Origin of the sequence: Actinoplanes sp. DH11 (assembly GCF_020873875.1) — a bacterium.
Classification (GTDB): Bacteria; Actinomycetota; Actinomycetes; order Mycobacteriales; family Micromonosporaceae; genus Actinoplanes.
In genome coordinates, this window is record NZ_JAHWGU010000025.1 from 61,715 (window position 1) to 74,184 (window position 12,470).

12 protein-coding genes and 1 pseudogene are annotated in these 12,470 nt (G+C 72.8%); 3 read left to right on the top strand and 10 right to left on the bottom strand.

Translation table 11 applies throughout. The features are described 5' to 3' along the window. Positions 1-240 precede the first annotated feature (240 nt). Genes LPA41_RS30190 through LPA41_RS30205 form a run of 4 tightly spaced genes read right to left on the bottom strand, consistent with a single transcriptional unit; the run spans position 241 to position 3,703 of the window. Entirely contained in the window at positions 241-891 is a 651-nt protein-coding gene (locus LPA41_RS30190; protein WP_229074412.1) for a response regulator transcription factor, read from the bottom strand. Next, positions 888-2,084, bottom strand: coding sequence for a sensor histidine kinase (locus LPA41_RS30195; RefSeq protein WP_229074414.1), 1,197 nt, complete (start codon positions 2,082-2,084; stop codon positions 888-890). Before LPA41_RS30195 ends, LPA41_RS30190 begins: the two co-directional genes overlap by 4 nt. Positions 2,085-2,093: 9 nt before the next feature. Next, complete coding sequence (locus LPA41_RS30200) at positions 2,094-2,801, bottom strand: hypothetical protein (protein ID WP_229074416.1); 708 nt, start codon at positions 2,799-2,801, stop codon at positions 2,094-2,096. Further along, on the bottom strand, positions 2,798-3,703 hold the full coding sequence (locus LPA41_RS30205) for an ATP-binding cassette domain-containing protein (protein ID WP_229074417.1): 906 nt from the start codon (positions 3,701-3,703) through the stop codon (positions 2,798-2,800). The genes LPA41_RS30200 and LPA41_RS30205 overlap by 4 nt, the downstream gene beginning before the upstream one ends. A gap of 199 nt (positions 3,704-3,902) precedes the next feature. Between LPA41_RS30205 and LPA41_RS30210 the strand changes: the two genes are divergently transcribed. Beyond that, positions 3,903-4,361 carry a DUF4440 domain-containing protein gene (locus LPA41_RS30210; RefSeq protein ID WP_229074419.1) on the top strand — a complete coding sequence of 153 codons (459 nt, stop codon included), beginning with the start codon at positions 3,903-3,905 and terminating at the stop codon, positions 4,359-4,361. Between the two features lie 13 nt (positions 4,362-4,374). On the opposite strand, the gene LPA41_RS30215 is transcribed toward LPA41_RS30210, so the two are convergent. Both LPA41_RS30215 and LPA41_RS30220 read right to left on the bottom strand, forming a co-directional pair. Then, on the bottom strand, positions 4,375-5,349 hold the full coding sequence (locus LPA41_RS30215; RefSeq protein WP_229074421.1) for a YihY/virulence factor BrkB family protein: 975 nt from the start codon (positions 5,347-5,349) through the stop codon (positions 4,375-4,377). An 86-nt stretch (positions 5,350-5,435) separates the two neighbouring features. Further along, positions 5,436-5,594 (bottom strand): hypothetical protein, encoded by a 159-nt coding sequence (locus tag LPA41_RS30220; RefSeq protein ID WP_229074422.1) that lies wholly within the window; start codon positions 5,592-5,594, stop codon positions 5,436-5,438. Between the two features lie 368 nt (positions 5,595-5,962). On the opposite strand from LPA41_RS30220, the gene LPA41_RS30225 reads away from it, so the two are divergent. Next, the gene (locus tag LPA41_RS30225) at positions 5,963-6,340 is read left to right on the top strand and encodes a hypothetical protein (RefSeq protein ID WP_229074423.1); all 378 of its coding nucleotides are present in this window, start codon (positions 5,963-5,965) and stop codon (positions 6,338-6,340) included. 12 nt (positions 6,341-6,352) lie between these two features. Here the strand turns inward: LPA41_RS30225 and LPA41_RS30230 are convergent, their stop codons facing one another. Both LPA41_RS30230 and LPA41_RS30235 read right to left on the bottom strand, forming a co-directional pair. Next, positions 6,353-7,351: a YafY family protein gene (locus tag LPA41_RS30230; RefSeq protein WP_229074424.1), complete on the bottom strand. Its 999-nt coding sequence runs from the start codon at positions 7,349-7,351 to the stop codon at positions 6,353-6,355. 261 nt (positions 7,352-7,612) lie between these two features. Next, complete coding sequence (locus LPA41_RS30235; RefSeq protein WP_229074425.1) at positions 7,613-8,638, bottom strand: acyl-CoA desaturase; 1,026 nt, start codon at positions 8,636-8,638, stop codon at positions 7,613-7,615. Between the two features lie 277 nt (positions 8,639-8,915). Between LPA41_RS30235 and LPA41_RS30240 the strand changes: the two are divergent. Beyond that, positions 8,916-9,340 (top strand): annotated as a pseudogene (locus LPA41_RS30240) (DUF5994 family protein). 10 nt (positions 9,341-9,350) lie between these two features. Here the strand turns inward: LPA41_RS30240 and LPA41_RS30245 are convergent. Beyond that, a complete protein-coding gene (locus tag LPA41_RS30245; RefSeq protein WP_229074426.1) occupies positions 9,351-11,018 on the bottom strand; it encodes a Na+/H+ antiporter in 1,668 nt (555 codons plus the stop codon). 62 nt (positions 11,019-11,080) lie between these two features. Further along, complete coding sequence (locus tag LPA41_RS42770) at positions 11,081-11,950, bottom strand: ATP-binding protein (protein ID WP_229074427.1); 870 nt, start codon at positions 11,948-11,950, stop codon at positions 11,081-11,083. Positions 11,951-12,470: the final 520 nt, after the last annotated feature.

The following is a 12,470-nucleotide window of genomic DNA, read 5'->3' on the forward strand; positions in this document are numbered from 1 at the left end:
GTTCGCACGCCCGGGGCTGCCCGGAGCCGGCGGAAGGCAACCCAGGTGGCGCGCGGCCGATACTGCCTGAGCGCCCGGCATCAGCCGGGCCGCGGTCCCGGAGCAAGGGAACAAGTAGCCGAGATGTTGATCTCCTAGCGCTACGAAATCGCTGTGATCATGGACCCGAAACCGCGATTTCGCACCGCCAGCAGATCAACACCCGCACACAAGCCCGGCGTCACCGCTGCCCTCGGCGGGTCAGCCCGCCAGGCCCGCCCGGTAGGCGTAGATCGCCGCCTGCACCCGGCTGGTCAGGCCGAGCTTGTTCAGCACCGCGCTCACGTGGATTTTCACGGTGCCCTCGGCCAGGTGCAGGCGGCGGGCGATCCCGGCGTTGGAGAGGCCTTCGCCGAGCAGGGCGAGTACGTCGCGTTCCCGCGGGGTGAGTGACTGCACGCCGGTGCGGGCGGCCAGCCGGTCGCGCAGCTCGCCGCCGTGCAGAACGCGGACGATTCGGTGCGCGACGGCGGGCGCCAGCACCGTGCCGCCGTTCATGGCGGCTTTGATCCCGGCGATCAGCTCGTACGGGTCACCGGACTTCAGCAGGAACCCGTGCACCCCGGCGTCGAGGGCGCGGGCGATGTACCGGTCCTCGTCGAACGTCGTAATGATCATGACGCGGAGGGCGGGATGGCCGGTGCGCAGCGACTCGGCCGCGGTCAGGCCGTCCATGCCCGGCATCCGGATGTCGAGCAGCGCCACGTCGGGCCGGCACCGCTCGGCCGCCGTCAGCGCGGCGCGCCCGTCCGCCGCCTCGGCCACCACCTCCAGCTCCGGGTCGGACGCCAGCACGGTCCGCAGCCCGGCGCGGACCAACGGCTGATCGTCGGCGAGCAGGATCCTGATCATTCGTCCCGTCCGGTGAGGTCCTGCAGCCGGGACACCCGGTTCTGCGCGAAACAGACGACATAGTTCCCGTACGCGAGGGGATAGTTGCCGTCCGTGTAATAACGGCACCCCGGCCTGCTCGGGCCGCCGAACCGGATCGGCGCCTCCCGCCCCGGCAGCACCCGCTCCGCCGCCGCCTGCGGCATGCCGACCCGCAACCCGGCGAAGACGCGATCCTCCATCGCCGCGTCCCGGACCGCCCAGACGTAGAAGCCGGTCGCGACCACGAGCAGCACGGCGAACGGGATCAGCACGGTGCCGGCCAGCATCCGCCGGACCCGGCGCCGCCGCGACAGGTAGTCGGCACCCAGCCCGGCACCCCACCGGGCGCCGTCACCGTCCAGACCCGGCGGTACGTCGGCGACCAGCCGGAACAGGCCGTCCACCGGCCCGGCCGTCAGCGCACCGCCGGCCTGTTCGAGGCGCGCCGACAGCATCGCCAGCCCGGTTCCGGACCGGGCCGCGACGGCGTCCGGTGGCACCGGGTTGACGATCTCCACCCGCCGCCCGGCGAAGGTGACCGTCACCGGGGCGCCGGGCGCGTGCCGGACCGCGTTGGACAGCGCCTCGGCGACGAGCCTCGCCACGAACCGCTCCCGGGGCGCGGCACCCGTGGTCCGCAGCGTCATCCCGGCCTGCCGGGCGCGGTCCAGCACCGTCGCGACGTCGGTGTCCGCCTCGACGTCCAGCAGATCGACGATCCGGCGTACGGTCTCGATCGCCGCCGCCGAGCCCGCGCGGACCGCCGCGGCCCGTTCCCGCGTCTCCGGGTCCGCCGCGGTCACCTGGATACCGGCGGCCTGCAACGAGAGCAGCGCGAGGTCGTGCCCGAGGGTGTCGTGCAGGTCGGCGGCGATCCGGGCGCGCTCGTGCAGGCGGGCGTCGCGGGCATGCGCCCAGCCCTGCTCGACGAACTCGTGCCGCAGCCGCCGGTAGGCGCCGGTCAGCGCCGCGAACACGGCGAGAACCACGACGGCCTGGTCGATCAGCCACGACACGGTGTCCTGGGTCTGCGAGACGGCCACCGCGGCGGCCACCTCCAGCGCGCTGAGCAGGGCGATCACGGCCCAGGTGCGACGGTGCCGCCCGGACAGGTAGCACCCGGCGACCACGGCCGCCGCGGCGAGCGCGTACCACTGACCCCAGCCGTGCATGCGTGCAGCCTAAGCATCTCGGCGAGTCAGGAGCAGCCCGGCGGCAAGCTGGGCGGCGGCGACCCAGGCGGTCAGGACCAGCAGATGGCGTACGCCCTCGCCCGTCGCGAACCCGACGGCCGCGCCCGCCGGCAGATACTGCCCGATCCGGGCGTCGACCAGTTGCAGGCCCACCAGCAGCACGAACATGGTTGTCAGGGTGCCGGCGGCACTGCGCAGCAGGAAACCCACGGCGACGGTGAGCATGCCGGCCAGCGCCGCCACCACGGCCAGTCGCAGGCTCGCCGCGACCGGTTCCCCGGGTTGCGCGTGCCCGCCGAGCACCACGGCGGTCGCCGCCCAGCCGGCCGCCGCGCAGGCCAGGCCGGCCGCGAACCCGGTGCCGCCGGCGACAGCGGTCTTGGCGAGCAGCACGTCACGGCGGCGGGGCCGGGCCAGGAAGGTGGAGCGGATCACGCCGGTGCCGTACTCGGAGGTCACCACCAGCATCGCCAGCGCGACCAGGGCGAGCTGGCCGACCTGCATCGCCGGCACCAGCGGGTCCAGCACGGCCAGGGTCGCGGATCCGGGCAGGTTGCCCTGCGCGACGTCGTACCGGAAGTCGTTGGCCAGGGTGGTCGCCATGACGACGGTGAGCAGCACCGCCGCGACCACGCAGAACCAGGGTGAGCGCAGCGACCAGGTCTTGCCCCACTCGGCGGCGAGCGCGTTCCTCATGACGCCACCGCCACGTACTCGGCCTCGTCCTCGACCAGCCGCACGTAGGCGTCCTCCAGGCTCGGCGCGTCGGTGCGCAACTCGCGCAGCACCGCGCCGGCCTGCTGGGCCCGGTGACCGACGGCCGCCGCGGCGAGTCCGTGCACCCGCAGGCGGTCCGCGCCGACCCGTTCCCCGTGCTCGCCGAGAGCCGCCGCGAGCAACCGGAACGACTCGTCGTCGGCCGCGGCCACCTCGACGGCGGCCCGCTGCCCGGCGGTGAAGTCGGCGACCGTCGCGTCGGCGAGCAGCCGGCCCCGGCCGAGCACCACGACGCGGTCCGCGATCAGCGCCACCTCGCTCATCAGGTGGCTGGAGATCAGGACCGTACGCCCCTCGCCCGCCCAGCGCCGGACCAGGGAGCGCACCCAGCGCACGCCGTCCGCGTCGAGCCCGTTGACCGGCTCGTCCAGCACGATCGTGGCCGGGTCGCCGAGCACGGCACCGGCGATCCCGAGCCGCTGCGACATCCCGAGCGAGTAGGTCCCGGCCCGCTTGCCGGCGACCGCCCCGATGCCGGCCGCGTCGATGGCGGCCTCGACCCGTGCCCGCGGGAATCCGTTGTAGCGGGCCAGGGCGCGCAGGCCGGCCCGCCCGGTGCGGCGCGGGTGGAAGGCGCGGGCGTCGAGGTGGGCGCCGACCAGTCGCAGCGGGTCGCGCAGGTCGGCGTAGCGCCGGCCGTCGATGAGCGCGGTGCCGGAGGTGGGCCGGTCCAGGCCGAGCAGCATGCGCAGGGCGGTGGACTTGCCGGCGCCGTTGGGTCCGAGCAGGGCGGTGACCTGGCCGGCCGGGATGGTCGCCGTGACACCGTCGACAGCGGTGCGGTCGCCGTAGCGTTTGGTCAGTTCGTGCAGCTCGATCATGCTGCCAGCCTTCCGGCCCGGGCGCCCGCGGACATCTCCCGTCGGTCGGCGGTCACCTATGTCGTTCGGCCTACTTTGTCGTGCGCCCCTTTGTCGAGCGCCCCGTTGTCGTGCGCCCCTTTGTCGTGCGCCCCTTTGTCGCGCGCCGTTAAACGACGTATGGTGTACGGAGTTCACGTCCGGCACGCAGAGGAGTCACATGAGCGCGCAGAGCCCCTTCACCGTCGCGGCATTCACCCCGACCGCCCAGGACACCGCCGGCCTGCTGGCCTGGTTCGACCGGTACGACGAGCACGTCCGCCGCAACGACATCCAGGCCATGGCCGACATGGCCCGGTTCCCGCTCACCGTGATGACAAGCGACTCGGCGGGCGAGTACGTGACTCAGCAGTGGGACCGCGCGACGTTCGTGCAGACGATGGACCTGAGCGCCGGCGGCGCGGACCCCACCGCCGTCCGGATCGACAACCAGCGGCAGCCGGTCTTCCTCAACGCCGACATCGCCGTGGTGATCAGCGATTCCACGGTGACCACCGGGGAGAGCACCCAGCACATGCGCTACGTCGACGTGATGGCGAAGACCGGTGGCGAGTGGCGGTTCACCAGCATGATCCAGGCCGGCTGGGGCGACATGCTCAAGCAGTACCTGGGCGCCTGAGCGGCCCGGCCGATCAGAGGGCCTTGGTGTCGCGCAACGGCATGTACGGCTCCTGATCGGCCGGCTGGCCACCGGCGATGGCGCGGCTGCGGTGCAGTTCGGCGTCGAGTTCCGCGCCCAGCAGGACGGCGATGTTGGACAGCCACAGCCAGACCAGGAAGACCGCGACCCCGCCGAGCGTGCCGTACGTCTTGTCGTAGGACCCGAAGTGGGCGGCGTAGAGCCCGAACCCGGCCGACGCGGCGATCCACAGCAGGACCGCGAGCACGCCGCCCGGGGTGATCCAGCGGAACCCGGCCTGGCGGGCGTTGGGCGCGGCCCAGAACAGCAGGTCCAGGATGCCGCCGACGAGGACGAGCAGGACCGGCCACTTCGCGATCGACCAGACGGTCAGGGCGGTTCTGTCCACGTTCAGCAACCGGCCCACCCATTCGGCGACCTCACCGGTGAACACGACGATCAGCGTGCCGGCGGCGAGCGCGGCACCCACCACCACGGTGATCGCCACCCGGATCGGCAGCGTCTTCCACAGCGGGCGACCCTCCGGGACGTCGTAGATGACGTTGGAGGCACGCATGAACGCGCCGACGTACCCGGAGGCCGTCCAGAGCGCTCCGGCCAGGCCCACGACGGCCAGCACACTCGCCTTCGTCTGGTTCTGGGCGATGGTGACCAGGCTGCTGGTGAGGATGTCGCGCACCGGGCCGGGCGCGACCTGGCCGAGGCTGTCCAGCAGCGGTTCCAGGATGGGCCGGCCGATCAGGCCGAGCACCGACGTGAGCAGGATCAGGCCGGGGAAGACCGAGAGCACGGCGTAGTACGTCAGGGCCGCCGCCCAGTCGGCCAGACCGTCGTCGTCGAACTCCTTGACGGTGCGGCGCAGGGTCGCCCACCACAGGCGCCCGGGCAGATGGGCGGGGCTCTGCGGTGGCGGGCCCGGCACGGCTTCGGCGTCGTCCGCCGGCCGCTTCCCGGTAGGGGTGCGCATGACCCGCTGCATTCCCCGCCGGCGGCGATTTGAAGCAGCGGGAACCGGCTCAGCGCAGGCGGCGTTTCGAAGCAGCGCGAACCGGCTCAGCGCAGGCGCTGGGCCAGCTTCGCGACGACGGCGCCGACGGCGATGCTGACCACGGGCGCGGCCACGGCCGGCAGGCGCGTCCGGCGCACCACCCAGGCGGTGGCGGCGGAGGTGACCATCGGCAGGGCGGCTTTCACGATCGTGTTGGTGTTCATCGCACCTCAATCTCCTCAGGGGCAGGTGTCCTCCCTGTACCCCGCTCGTGCGCGAGGACACTCCGGATCTTCCGGCGGCACACGGATGAGACCGCCCCTCGATGGGCATGCTCGCCGGAGACCAACGGGACGAGGGGGAGCGGGATGCCGGAGTGGCTGCTGGCCGGTGGGTGGGGACTGCTGGCCGGGTCGGCGTTGCTGGTCGGTGCGGCGGCCGGCTACCTGGTCCGGGTGCCGCAACAGCTGGTGGCCACGGTGATGGCGTTCGGTGCCGCTCCAGCGGGCAGCAGCCTTCGGAACAGGAGCAGAGCGGATCGGGTACGGCCATCGCGCTCGGCGCCCTGCTCGACGGCATCCCGGAGTCGATAGTGATCGGCACCGGCCTGCTCGGTGGCGGCGGGGTCGGTGTCGCCACGGTGGCCGCGGTGTTCATCAGCAACGTCCCCGAGGGCCTGTCCAGCGCGGCCGGGATGCGCAACGCCGGCCGCAGCCCCCGGTACGTGTTCGGCCTGTGGTCAGGCATCGCGGTCGTCAGCGGGCTGGCCGCCGTCGCCGGGTACACCCTGCTCGGCGGGGCGCCGGCGGCAGCGCTGGCAGGCATCACCGCGCTGGCCGCCGGTGCGATCCTGGCGATGGTCGCGGACACGATGATCCCGGAGGCGTTCGAGCGGGCCCACCTGCTGGCCGGCCTGGTCACGGTGGCGGGGTTCCTGGTCGCGTTCGGCCTGTCCCAGGCCGGCGGCTGACCCACCCCGGCGTCACCGTGCTGTCGCGGCGCCGAGCCGCTTGCCGATGTGGTCCATCGCGGCCCGCAACTCCGGCGGCTCGACGTCGCTCAGGTCGGTGTCGAAGGTGATGAACAGTCCCGCGATCCCGGCCCAGGACCAGCCGCCGATGGTGAGCCTGCTGCGGTGTTCGCCGACGGGCTCGACGACGGAGCCGCCCGGCGCCCAGCGCGCGACGACGGCGGCGGGCAGATCGAGCACGGCCGAGCCGACGCACTGCCACTGCCCGGGAGTGTCGCCGCGGTCCGGGTTCTGCACGACGAGCCGGGTCAGGTCGTCCCGGGTGAGCGGGCCCGGGGTGAAGACCGCGCCGCCACCGGGGGTGCGGGGCCGGATCCGGTCGACGCGGTAGGTCTGCCACGTCCGGTCACGGTGGTCGCGGGCGATCAGATACCAGCGCCCCGCCCAGACCACCAGGTGATGCGGCTCGACCTCGCGGGGTGGGCGGAAACCGGGCCGGCCGGGATCGGGGACGGTGCCGTCAGGATCGCAGTAGTCGAAGCGCAACACCCGGGCGGTACGGATCGCGGCGCCCACCGTCCGGAGCGTGACCACCTCGACGGGCGCGGCCGAGAACTCCCAGTAGTTGCGCAGCGACGTCACCTCGAACGCCTCGCTGGCCGCGCGCAGCCGGGCCGGCATCACCTGTCGCAGGGTGGTGAGCGCCCGGGCGACCGCGTCGTCGATCCCGGTCACCGTGGCCGGCGCGGTCTGCAGGGCCAGGGCGATCGCGATCGCCTGGTCGTCGTCGAGGACGAGAGCCGGCAGCCGGCCACCGGCACCGAGCCGGTAGCCGCCGTCGGCGCCCATCACGGCGTTCACCGGATAGCCGAGTTCGCGGAGGGCGTTGACGTCCCGCCGCAGGGTCCGGGCCGACACGTCCAGCCGGGTGGCGAGTTCGGAGCCGCGCCATTCGACGCGCGCCTCGAGCAGGGACAGCAGGCGCAGGAGTCGCGCGGAGGTGGTGGCCACGGGATCCACGATCGCAGACATGGCGGTCAGCCGGTGGCCGCCAGCATTGCCACGCTGCCCGTCATGAGCACTCACCCTCACCGGGCCGGGACCACCGTTCCCCGCCGCCGGGGACGCCCCGGCACTGTTCGGGCACGGTCTCGCCCAGGTCATGCCGTGGCAGATGGCGGCCTACCTGCTGGCCGCCCTCGCGATGCTCGCCCTGCCCCGGACCGCCGCCGCCCCCGATCCGGGTACGGCACCGGACTGACAGCCCGGCGGTCAGCGGCGAGATTGCTCGCGCAGTGGGCTGCCCACCTCGTGCAGGTAGCGCAAGGCCTGGCGGTACGACTCGACCAGGGTGGTCTCGACGTAGGGAACGCCCACCTGCGCGCAGTACGCCTTGACGAGCGGCCGGGCCTTGCGCAGGTTCGGTGACGGCATCGCCGGGAAGAGGTGGTGCTCGATCTGGTGGTTCAGCCCGCCCAGCATCATGTCGGTGAACCGGCCGCCGGTGACGTTGCGGGACGTCAGCACCTGCTTGCGCAGGAAGTCCTCGTCGCCGGTGGGGTGCGGCATGCCCTTGTGGTTGGGCGCGAACGTCATGCCGAGGTAGACGCCGAACACGCCCTGGTGCACGACGAAGAACGCGAGCGCCTGCAATGGGGTGAGGATCAGCAGCAGGGCGGCCAGGTAGGTCACGCCGTGCACGGCCATCAGGGCGGCTTCGAGGCCGCGCTGCTTCATGCCCGTACGCCGCAGTGCCTTGATGCTCGAAATCCGCAGGTCCAGGCTGAGCAGGGTGAGCAGGGGGAAGAAGAGCCCCGCCTGGTGCCGGGTGACGAAGGCGGCCAGCCCGCGCCGGCCCAGGGCCGACCCGCTCGCCCAGATCAGCACCTCGGGTTGCACGTCCGGGTCGAGGTCGTCGTGGTTGGGGTTGTTGTGGTGCCGGGTGTGCTTCTCCACCCACCAGCCGTAACTCATCCCGATCGCGACGTTGCCGGCGAGCCGGCCGACGAGTTCGCTGGTCCGCCGGGTCCGGAACACCTGCCGGTGGGCGACGTCGTGCGCCAGCAGACCCATCTGGGTGAACACGCCACCCATGAGGACGGCGACGACCAGCTGCCACCAGGATGAACCGAGCAGGAAGAAAGCCGCCCACACCGCCGCGAACAGCACTGTCACGACCGCCATCCGGACGGCGTAGTGTGCCGGGCGCCGGTCCATCAGGCCCGCCTCCATGACAAGGCGGTTCAGCGGGGCGAAGTCGCTGCCGGCCGGTCTCGGCCGCTCCACTGCGGACGTCATGAGGCGATGGGGCGGGGGACGACGGGACCAGGAACGCTCATCGCGCGACTCCCTCACGACGTGCTCGCCGGTCCGGGAAAACGGGCCGGCGAAAGGCTGATGACGAAGGCTGCAGGAGTCCGGACAGCCACTGCGGCGAGAATACCCGCGCCGCATCCCCGATGATGGCGCAGACACGCGTACGGTGGGGGCAACACCGGCTTTCTCGACGTCTCCCGACGAGCGCACCGCGCCCGCCCCTTGATGGCGCGGACGTCGCCGACCGGAAGGCACGCCGATGAACCAGCCCACCGACACCGCACGACTGCGCCTGGACCCCCACCCGTCCCGGACCACCACCCTGGACGGGGCCTGGTGGCCGCGCTCGACCGACGCGACGGCCGAGCTGCCCGCGCTGGTGGCGGCGCTCGCCGATCTGCGGGTCAGATCACGCACGTGCTGCTCAACCCCGCCGAGTGGGATCTGCCGCACCCGCCGCGGGCCGCCGCCGGGCGCGCGGCGGCGCGGCTGGGCTGGTACACGTCGCAGCCGGCCGGGCTGATCACCGTCATGAGCGACTTCGGGCGCGACCGTTTCGATCTGCTGGTCGTCCCGCCGGACGCGAGCCGCCAGTCGGCGGACGCCGCCCTGAGCGCCGCCGCGGACGGCGACGACCGGCGCCGCACACCCGAGCTGCTGGCCGGCGTGCGGCGCGCCGGCTGACCGGACCCCGCTAACGCTGCACCGGCCGGTCCGGCAGCAGGCGCTCCTCGTGGTCGAGCTCGCGTTCCAGGACGCGCAGACCCTCGTCCGGGAGCCGGCCGGAGTCACGCCAGCGCAGCAGTTCCTCGCGCTGGGCGTCGAGTGTCACCCGGCGCACGTGCAGCGCGGCCTCGTAGTGCGGCGACACCGGCGGGCTGTCCGGGTCGCTGCTCTGCAACAGGGCGACCCGGCCGCGGTACCGGGCGAGGCGGGTGCGCAGGTGACCGCGCATCGTCTCGATCACGTGGTCCTGGATGTCGTCGTGTTCCTGCGCCTCCAGGTCGTCGAGGGCGACCAGGGCGGCCTCCACCGACGCCGACCGGGCCTCGTTGCGCAGGCGCGCCTTGTCGTTGTCGTTGGCGTTCAGACCGAGCGAACGGACCAGCACCCCGAAAGTCAGTCCCTGGCCGACCAGGGTGACGAGCACGACCACGAAGGTGCAGAACAGCAGCAGGTCGCGGTCCGGGAACGGCGCCCCGCTGTCGGTGACCAGCGGCAACGTGAAAATCGCCGCCAGGCTGATCACGCCGCGGGTGCCGGACCAGCTCAGCGCGACCACCTCCCGGCCGCTGAGGGGCGCCCCGTCGTCGGTCTCGGTGTCGGTGTCGTCGCGGCCGGCCCGGTCGCTGCCCAGCCGGGTGTGCAGCGAGCGCGGCAACGACTGGGTGAGCAGCAGCCACAACGGTCGCAGCAGCAGCACCGAGCCGACCGTGATCGCGACCGCGGTGACGATGGTGGACGTGTCGTACTTGCCCAGGCCACGCACCACGGCGGGCAGTTGCTGGCCGATCAGCAGGAACACGAAGCCTTCGAGCAGGAAGTCGACCAGCCGCCAGACGGCACTGGTCTGCAACCGGCCCGCGCCGGAACTGTTCCGGGGCGTGTGGTGCCCGACGACCAGCCCCGCCACCACGACGGCCAGCACCCCGGAGACGTGAATCTGCTCGGCGAGCAGGTACGCCGCGAACGGGACGCTGAGCGACACCGCGTTGGCCATCAGCGGGTCCCGGCTCAGCGGGCGGGCCAGCAGGCGGACGAGGAAGGCGACGAACGCACCGACCCCGACACCACCCACGGCGGCGATCACGAACTGGCCGACCGCGGCGGGCGCCGAGAAGTCGCCGTCCATGGCGGCGGCGACGGCGACACTCAGGATGGTGAGGGCGGTGGCGTCGTTGAGCAGTCCCTCACCCTGGATCAGGGTTACCAGCCGGGGTGGTAACCCGGCCTTGCGGCCGATCGCGAGGGCGGCCACCGGGTCCGGTGGCGCCACTGCCGCGCCGACCGCGATGCCGGCGGCCAAGGTCGCGCCGGCGACGAACCAGGCGAAGCCCAGGCCGATCACCACGGCGGTGAGCAGGACCAGGAAGACCGAGAGGCTCACGACGGTACGCAGATTGCGGCGGATCCCGAGCAGTGAGGAGTCGAGGGCGGCACTGTAGAGCAGCGGCGGCAGCACGAACGTCAGGACAATCTCCGGATCGAGCGTGACGTTGGGTCCCGGCAGCAACGCGTACCCGATGCCGATGATGGGCAGCAGCGCCGCGGCCGGTATCCCGGTCCGGTTCGCGACCCACCTCACCGCCACCACCACGGCGACTGCGGCAAGGGCGAAGACCAGTAACTCGTGGACGCTCATGCCTTACCCTCTCCCACGCGGGTCCACGAGAACCCGCGGGTGTGTCCGCCGCCTCCGGATTTTTACCGGCGGAAGGCGGAGCGAGGGCACGCGTCGTCGTCCGTGCCGCCGGACACGGTCGCCCAGACGACCTTGCCGCCCCGGGTGGGCATGGCTCCCCACCCGAACGCGGCGGTGTGCACGAGTCGCAGGCCCCGCCCCCGGTCGGCAAGCGGGGTCTGCCGGGTCCGGGGTGCGTCCTCGGTCAGACGCGGGTACCGGGTGTCGCCGTCCCGGACGGCCAGGTTCAGGTCCCCGCCGCGCCGGAACACGGTGATCAAAAATTCGGTGCCGGCGTGCTCCACCGCGTTGGTCACCAGCTCCGACACGATCAAGGTGGCGGCGTCGTGCAGGTGAGGCAGCTGCCAGGCGTGGCAGGCCCGCGCCACCAGGTCGCGGGCCGCCCGCACCGAGGCCGGGTGCGGTGGCAGGCGGGTCTGCCATCGGTGCTCGTGTGCCAGCCGGGCCGCCATCGCGAAGCGCGCGTCGGCCATCGTGGCGAACAGCAGGGCCGGTTCGCCGTCGTGGTGCCGCAGCCGGTAGTCCAGCATCGTCGCGCGGGGCACGCAGAGTGCCAAGTGGACCGGTGCGGGTCCGTGCCGGGCCGCCCGCTGCGCCGCCCGCCAGTACGACAGACTCGACCCGTGCAGATCGCCGACATCGTGCAGGTCGACGATGACGACCTCGGCCGGCCCGGCCATGCACAGTCGCAGACCGGCCGTGACCTGGTCGCCGAGCTGCTGCGACCACCTGCCGTACACCTTCATCTCCACCACGGTGCTGCTCGCGTGCGCGATGACGGCGACCGACACCCCCCGCCGGTCGAACCCGGTGGTGACGAAGTACGGGGGCTGCGAAGCCGGCGCCCCCGCACGCTGGTCGAGGGCCGTCACCGCCCACCGTCCCGGTCCGGGCGGGCGGGGGCCGTGTCACGGGATGGGGAGTCCGACGCCGGACGCGCACGGTGGACGACGACTTTCACAGCTGCTCCAGGGCACCTTGTCAGAACGGATGCGCCACCGGGGTCTGGAGCAGCGGGCGGCGGTGAGACAGCACCGCCGCAGAATCTCACGATATACCGGACGCACCGGTGATCGCCCGTCGGCGGGGGCGCGGTGCCCGTACCGGCCGGGTGGCCGGTTCAGTGCGCGTCTCTCTGCGTGCGCCGCTCTCTGCGTGCGCGTCGCGCCCAGTGCGGGGACCCAGCGCGCGCCGGTCTCCGCGTGCGCCGGTTTCAGCGCGTCACCCCAGCGTGCGCCTCGCGCCCAGGGCCGGGACCCAGCGCGCGCCGGTTTCAGCGCGCGCCGGTTTCAGCGCGCGTCGCTTCCCAGTTGCGCCGTCCCCAACGTGGGCCGCCTCACCCACCCCGCGCTGCGATCTTGGAGCGCGGTGGGGAGAGGCCGAAGGGGTTTG

Excerpts from the sequence above, each read along its gene's own strand:
- LPA41_RS30190 (WP_229074412.1), bottom strand. The coding sequence starts at position 891 with ATGATCAGGATCCTGCTCGCCGACGATCAGCCGTTGGTCCGCGCCGGG.
- LPA41_RS30205 (WP_229074417.1), bottom strand. The coding sequence starts at position 3,703 with ATGATCGAGCTGCACGAACTGACCAAACGCTACGGCGACCGCACCGCT.
- LPA41_RS30245 (WP_229074426.1), bottom strand. The coding sequence starts at position 11,018 with ATGAGCGTCCACGAGTTACTGGTCTTCGCCCTTGCCGCAGTCGCCGTG.
- LPA41_RS30235 (WP_229074425.1), bottom strand. The coding sequence starts at position 8,638 with ATGACGTCCGCAGTGGAGCGGCCGAGACCGGCCGGCAGCGACTTCGCC.
- LPA41_RS30200 (WP_229074416.1), bottom strand. The coding sequence starts at position 2,801 with ATGAGGAACGCGCTCGCCGCCGAGTGGGGCAAGACCTGGTCGCTGCGC.
- LPA41_RS30195 (WP_229074414.1), bottom strand. The coding sequence starts at position 2,084 with ATGCACGGCTGGGGTCAGTGGTACGCGCTCGCCGCGGCGGCCGTGGTC.
- LPA41_RS30215 (WP_229074421.1), bottom strand. The coding sequence starts at position 5,349 with ATGCGCACCCCTACCGGGAAGCGGCCGGCGGACGACGCCGAAGCCGTG.
- LPA41_RS30210 (WP_229074419.1), top strand. The coding sequence starts at position 3,903 with ATGAGCGCGCAGAGCCCCTTCACCGTCGCGGCATTCACCCCGACCGCC.
- LPA41_RS30220 (WP_229074422.1), bottom strand. The coding sequence starts at position 5,594 with ATGAACACCAACACGATCGTGAAAGCCGCCCTGCCGATGGTCACCTCC.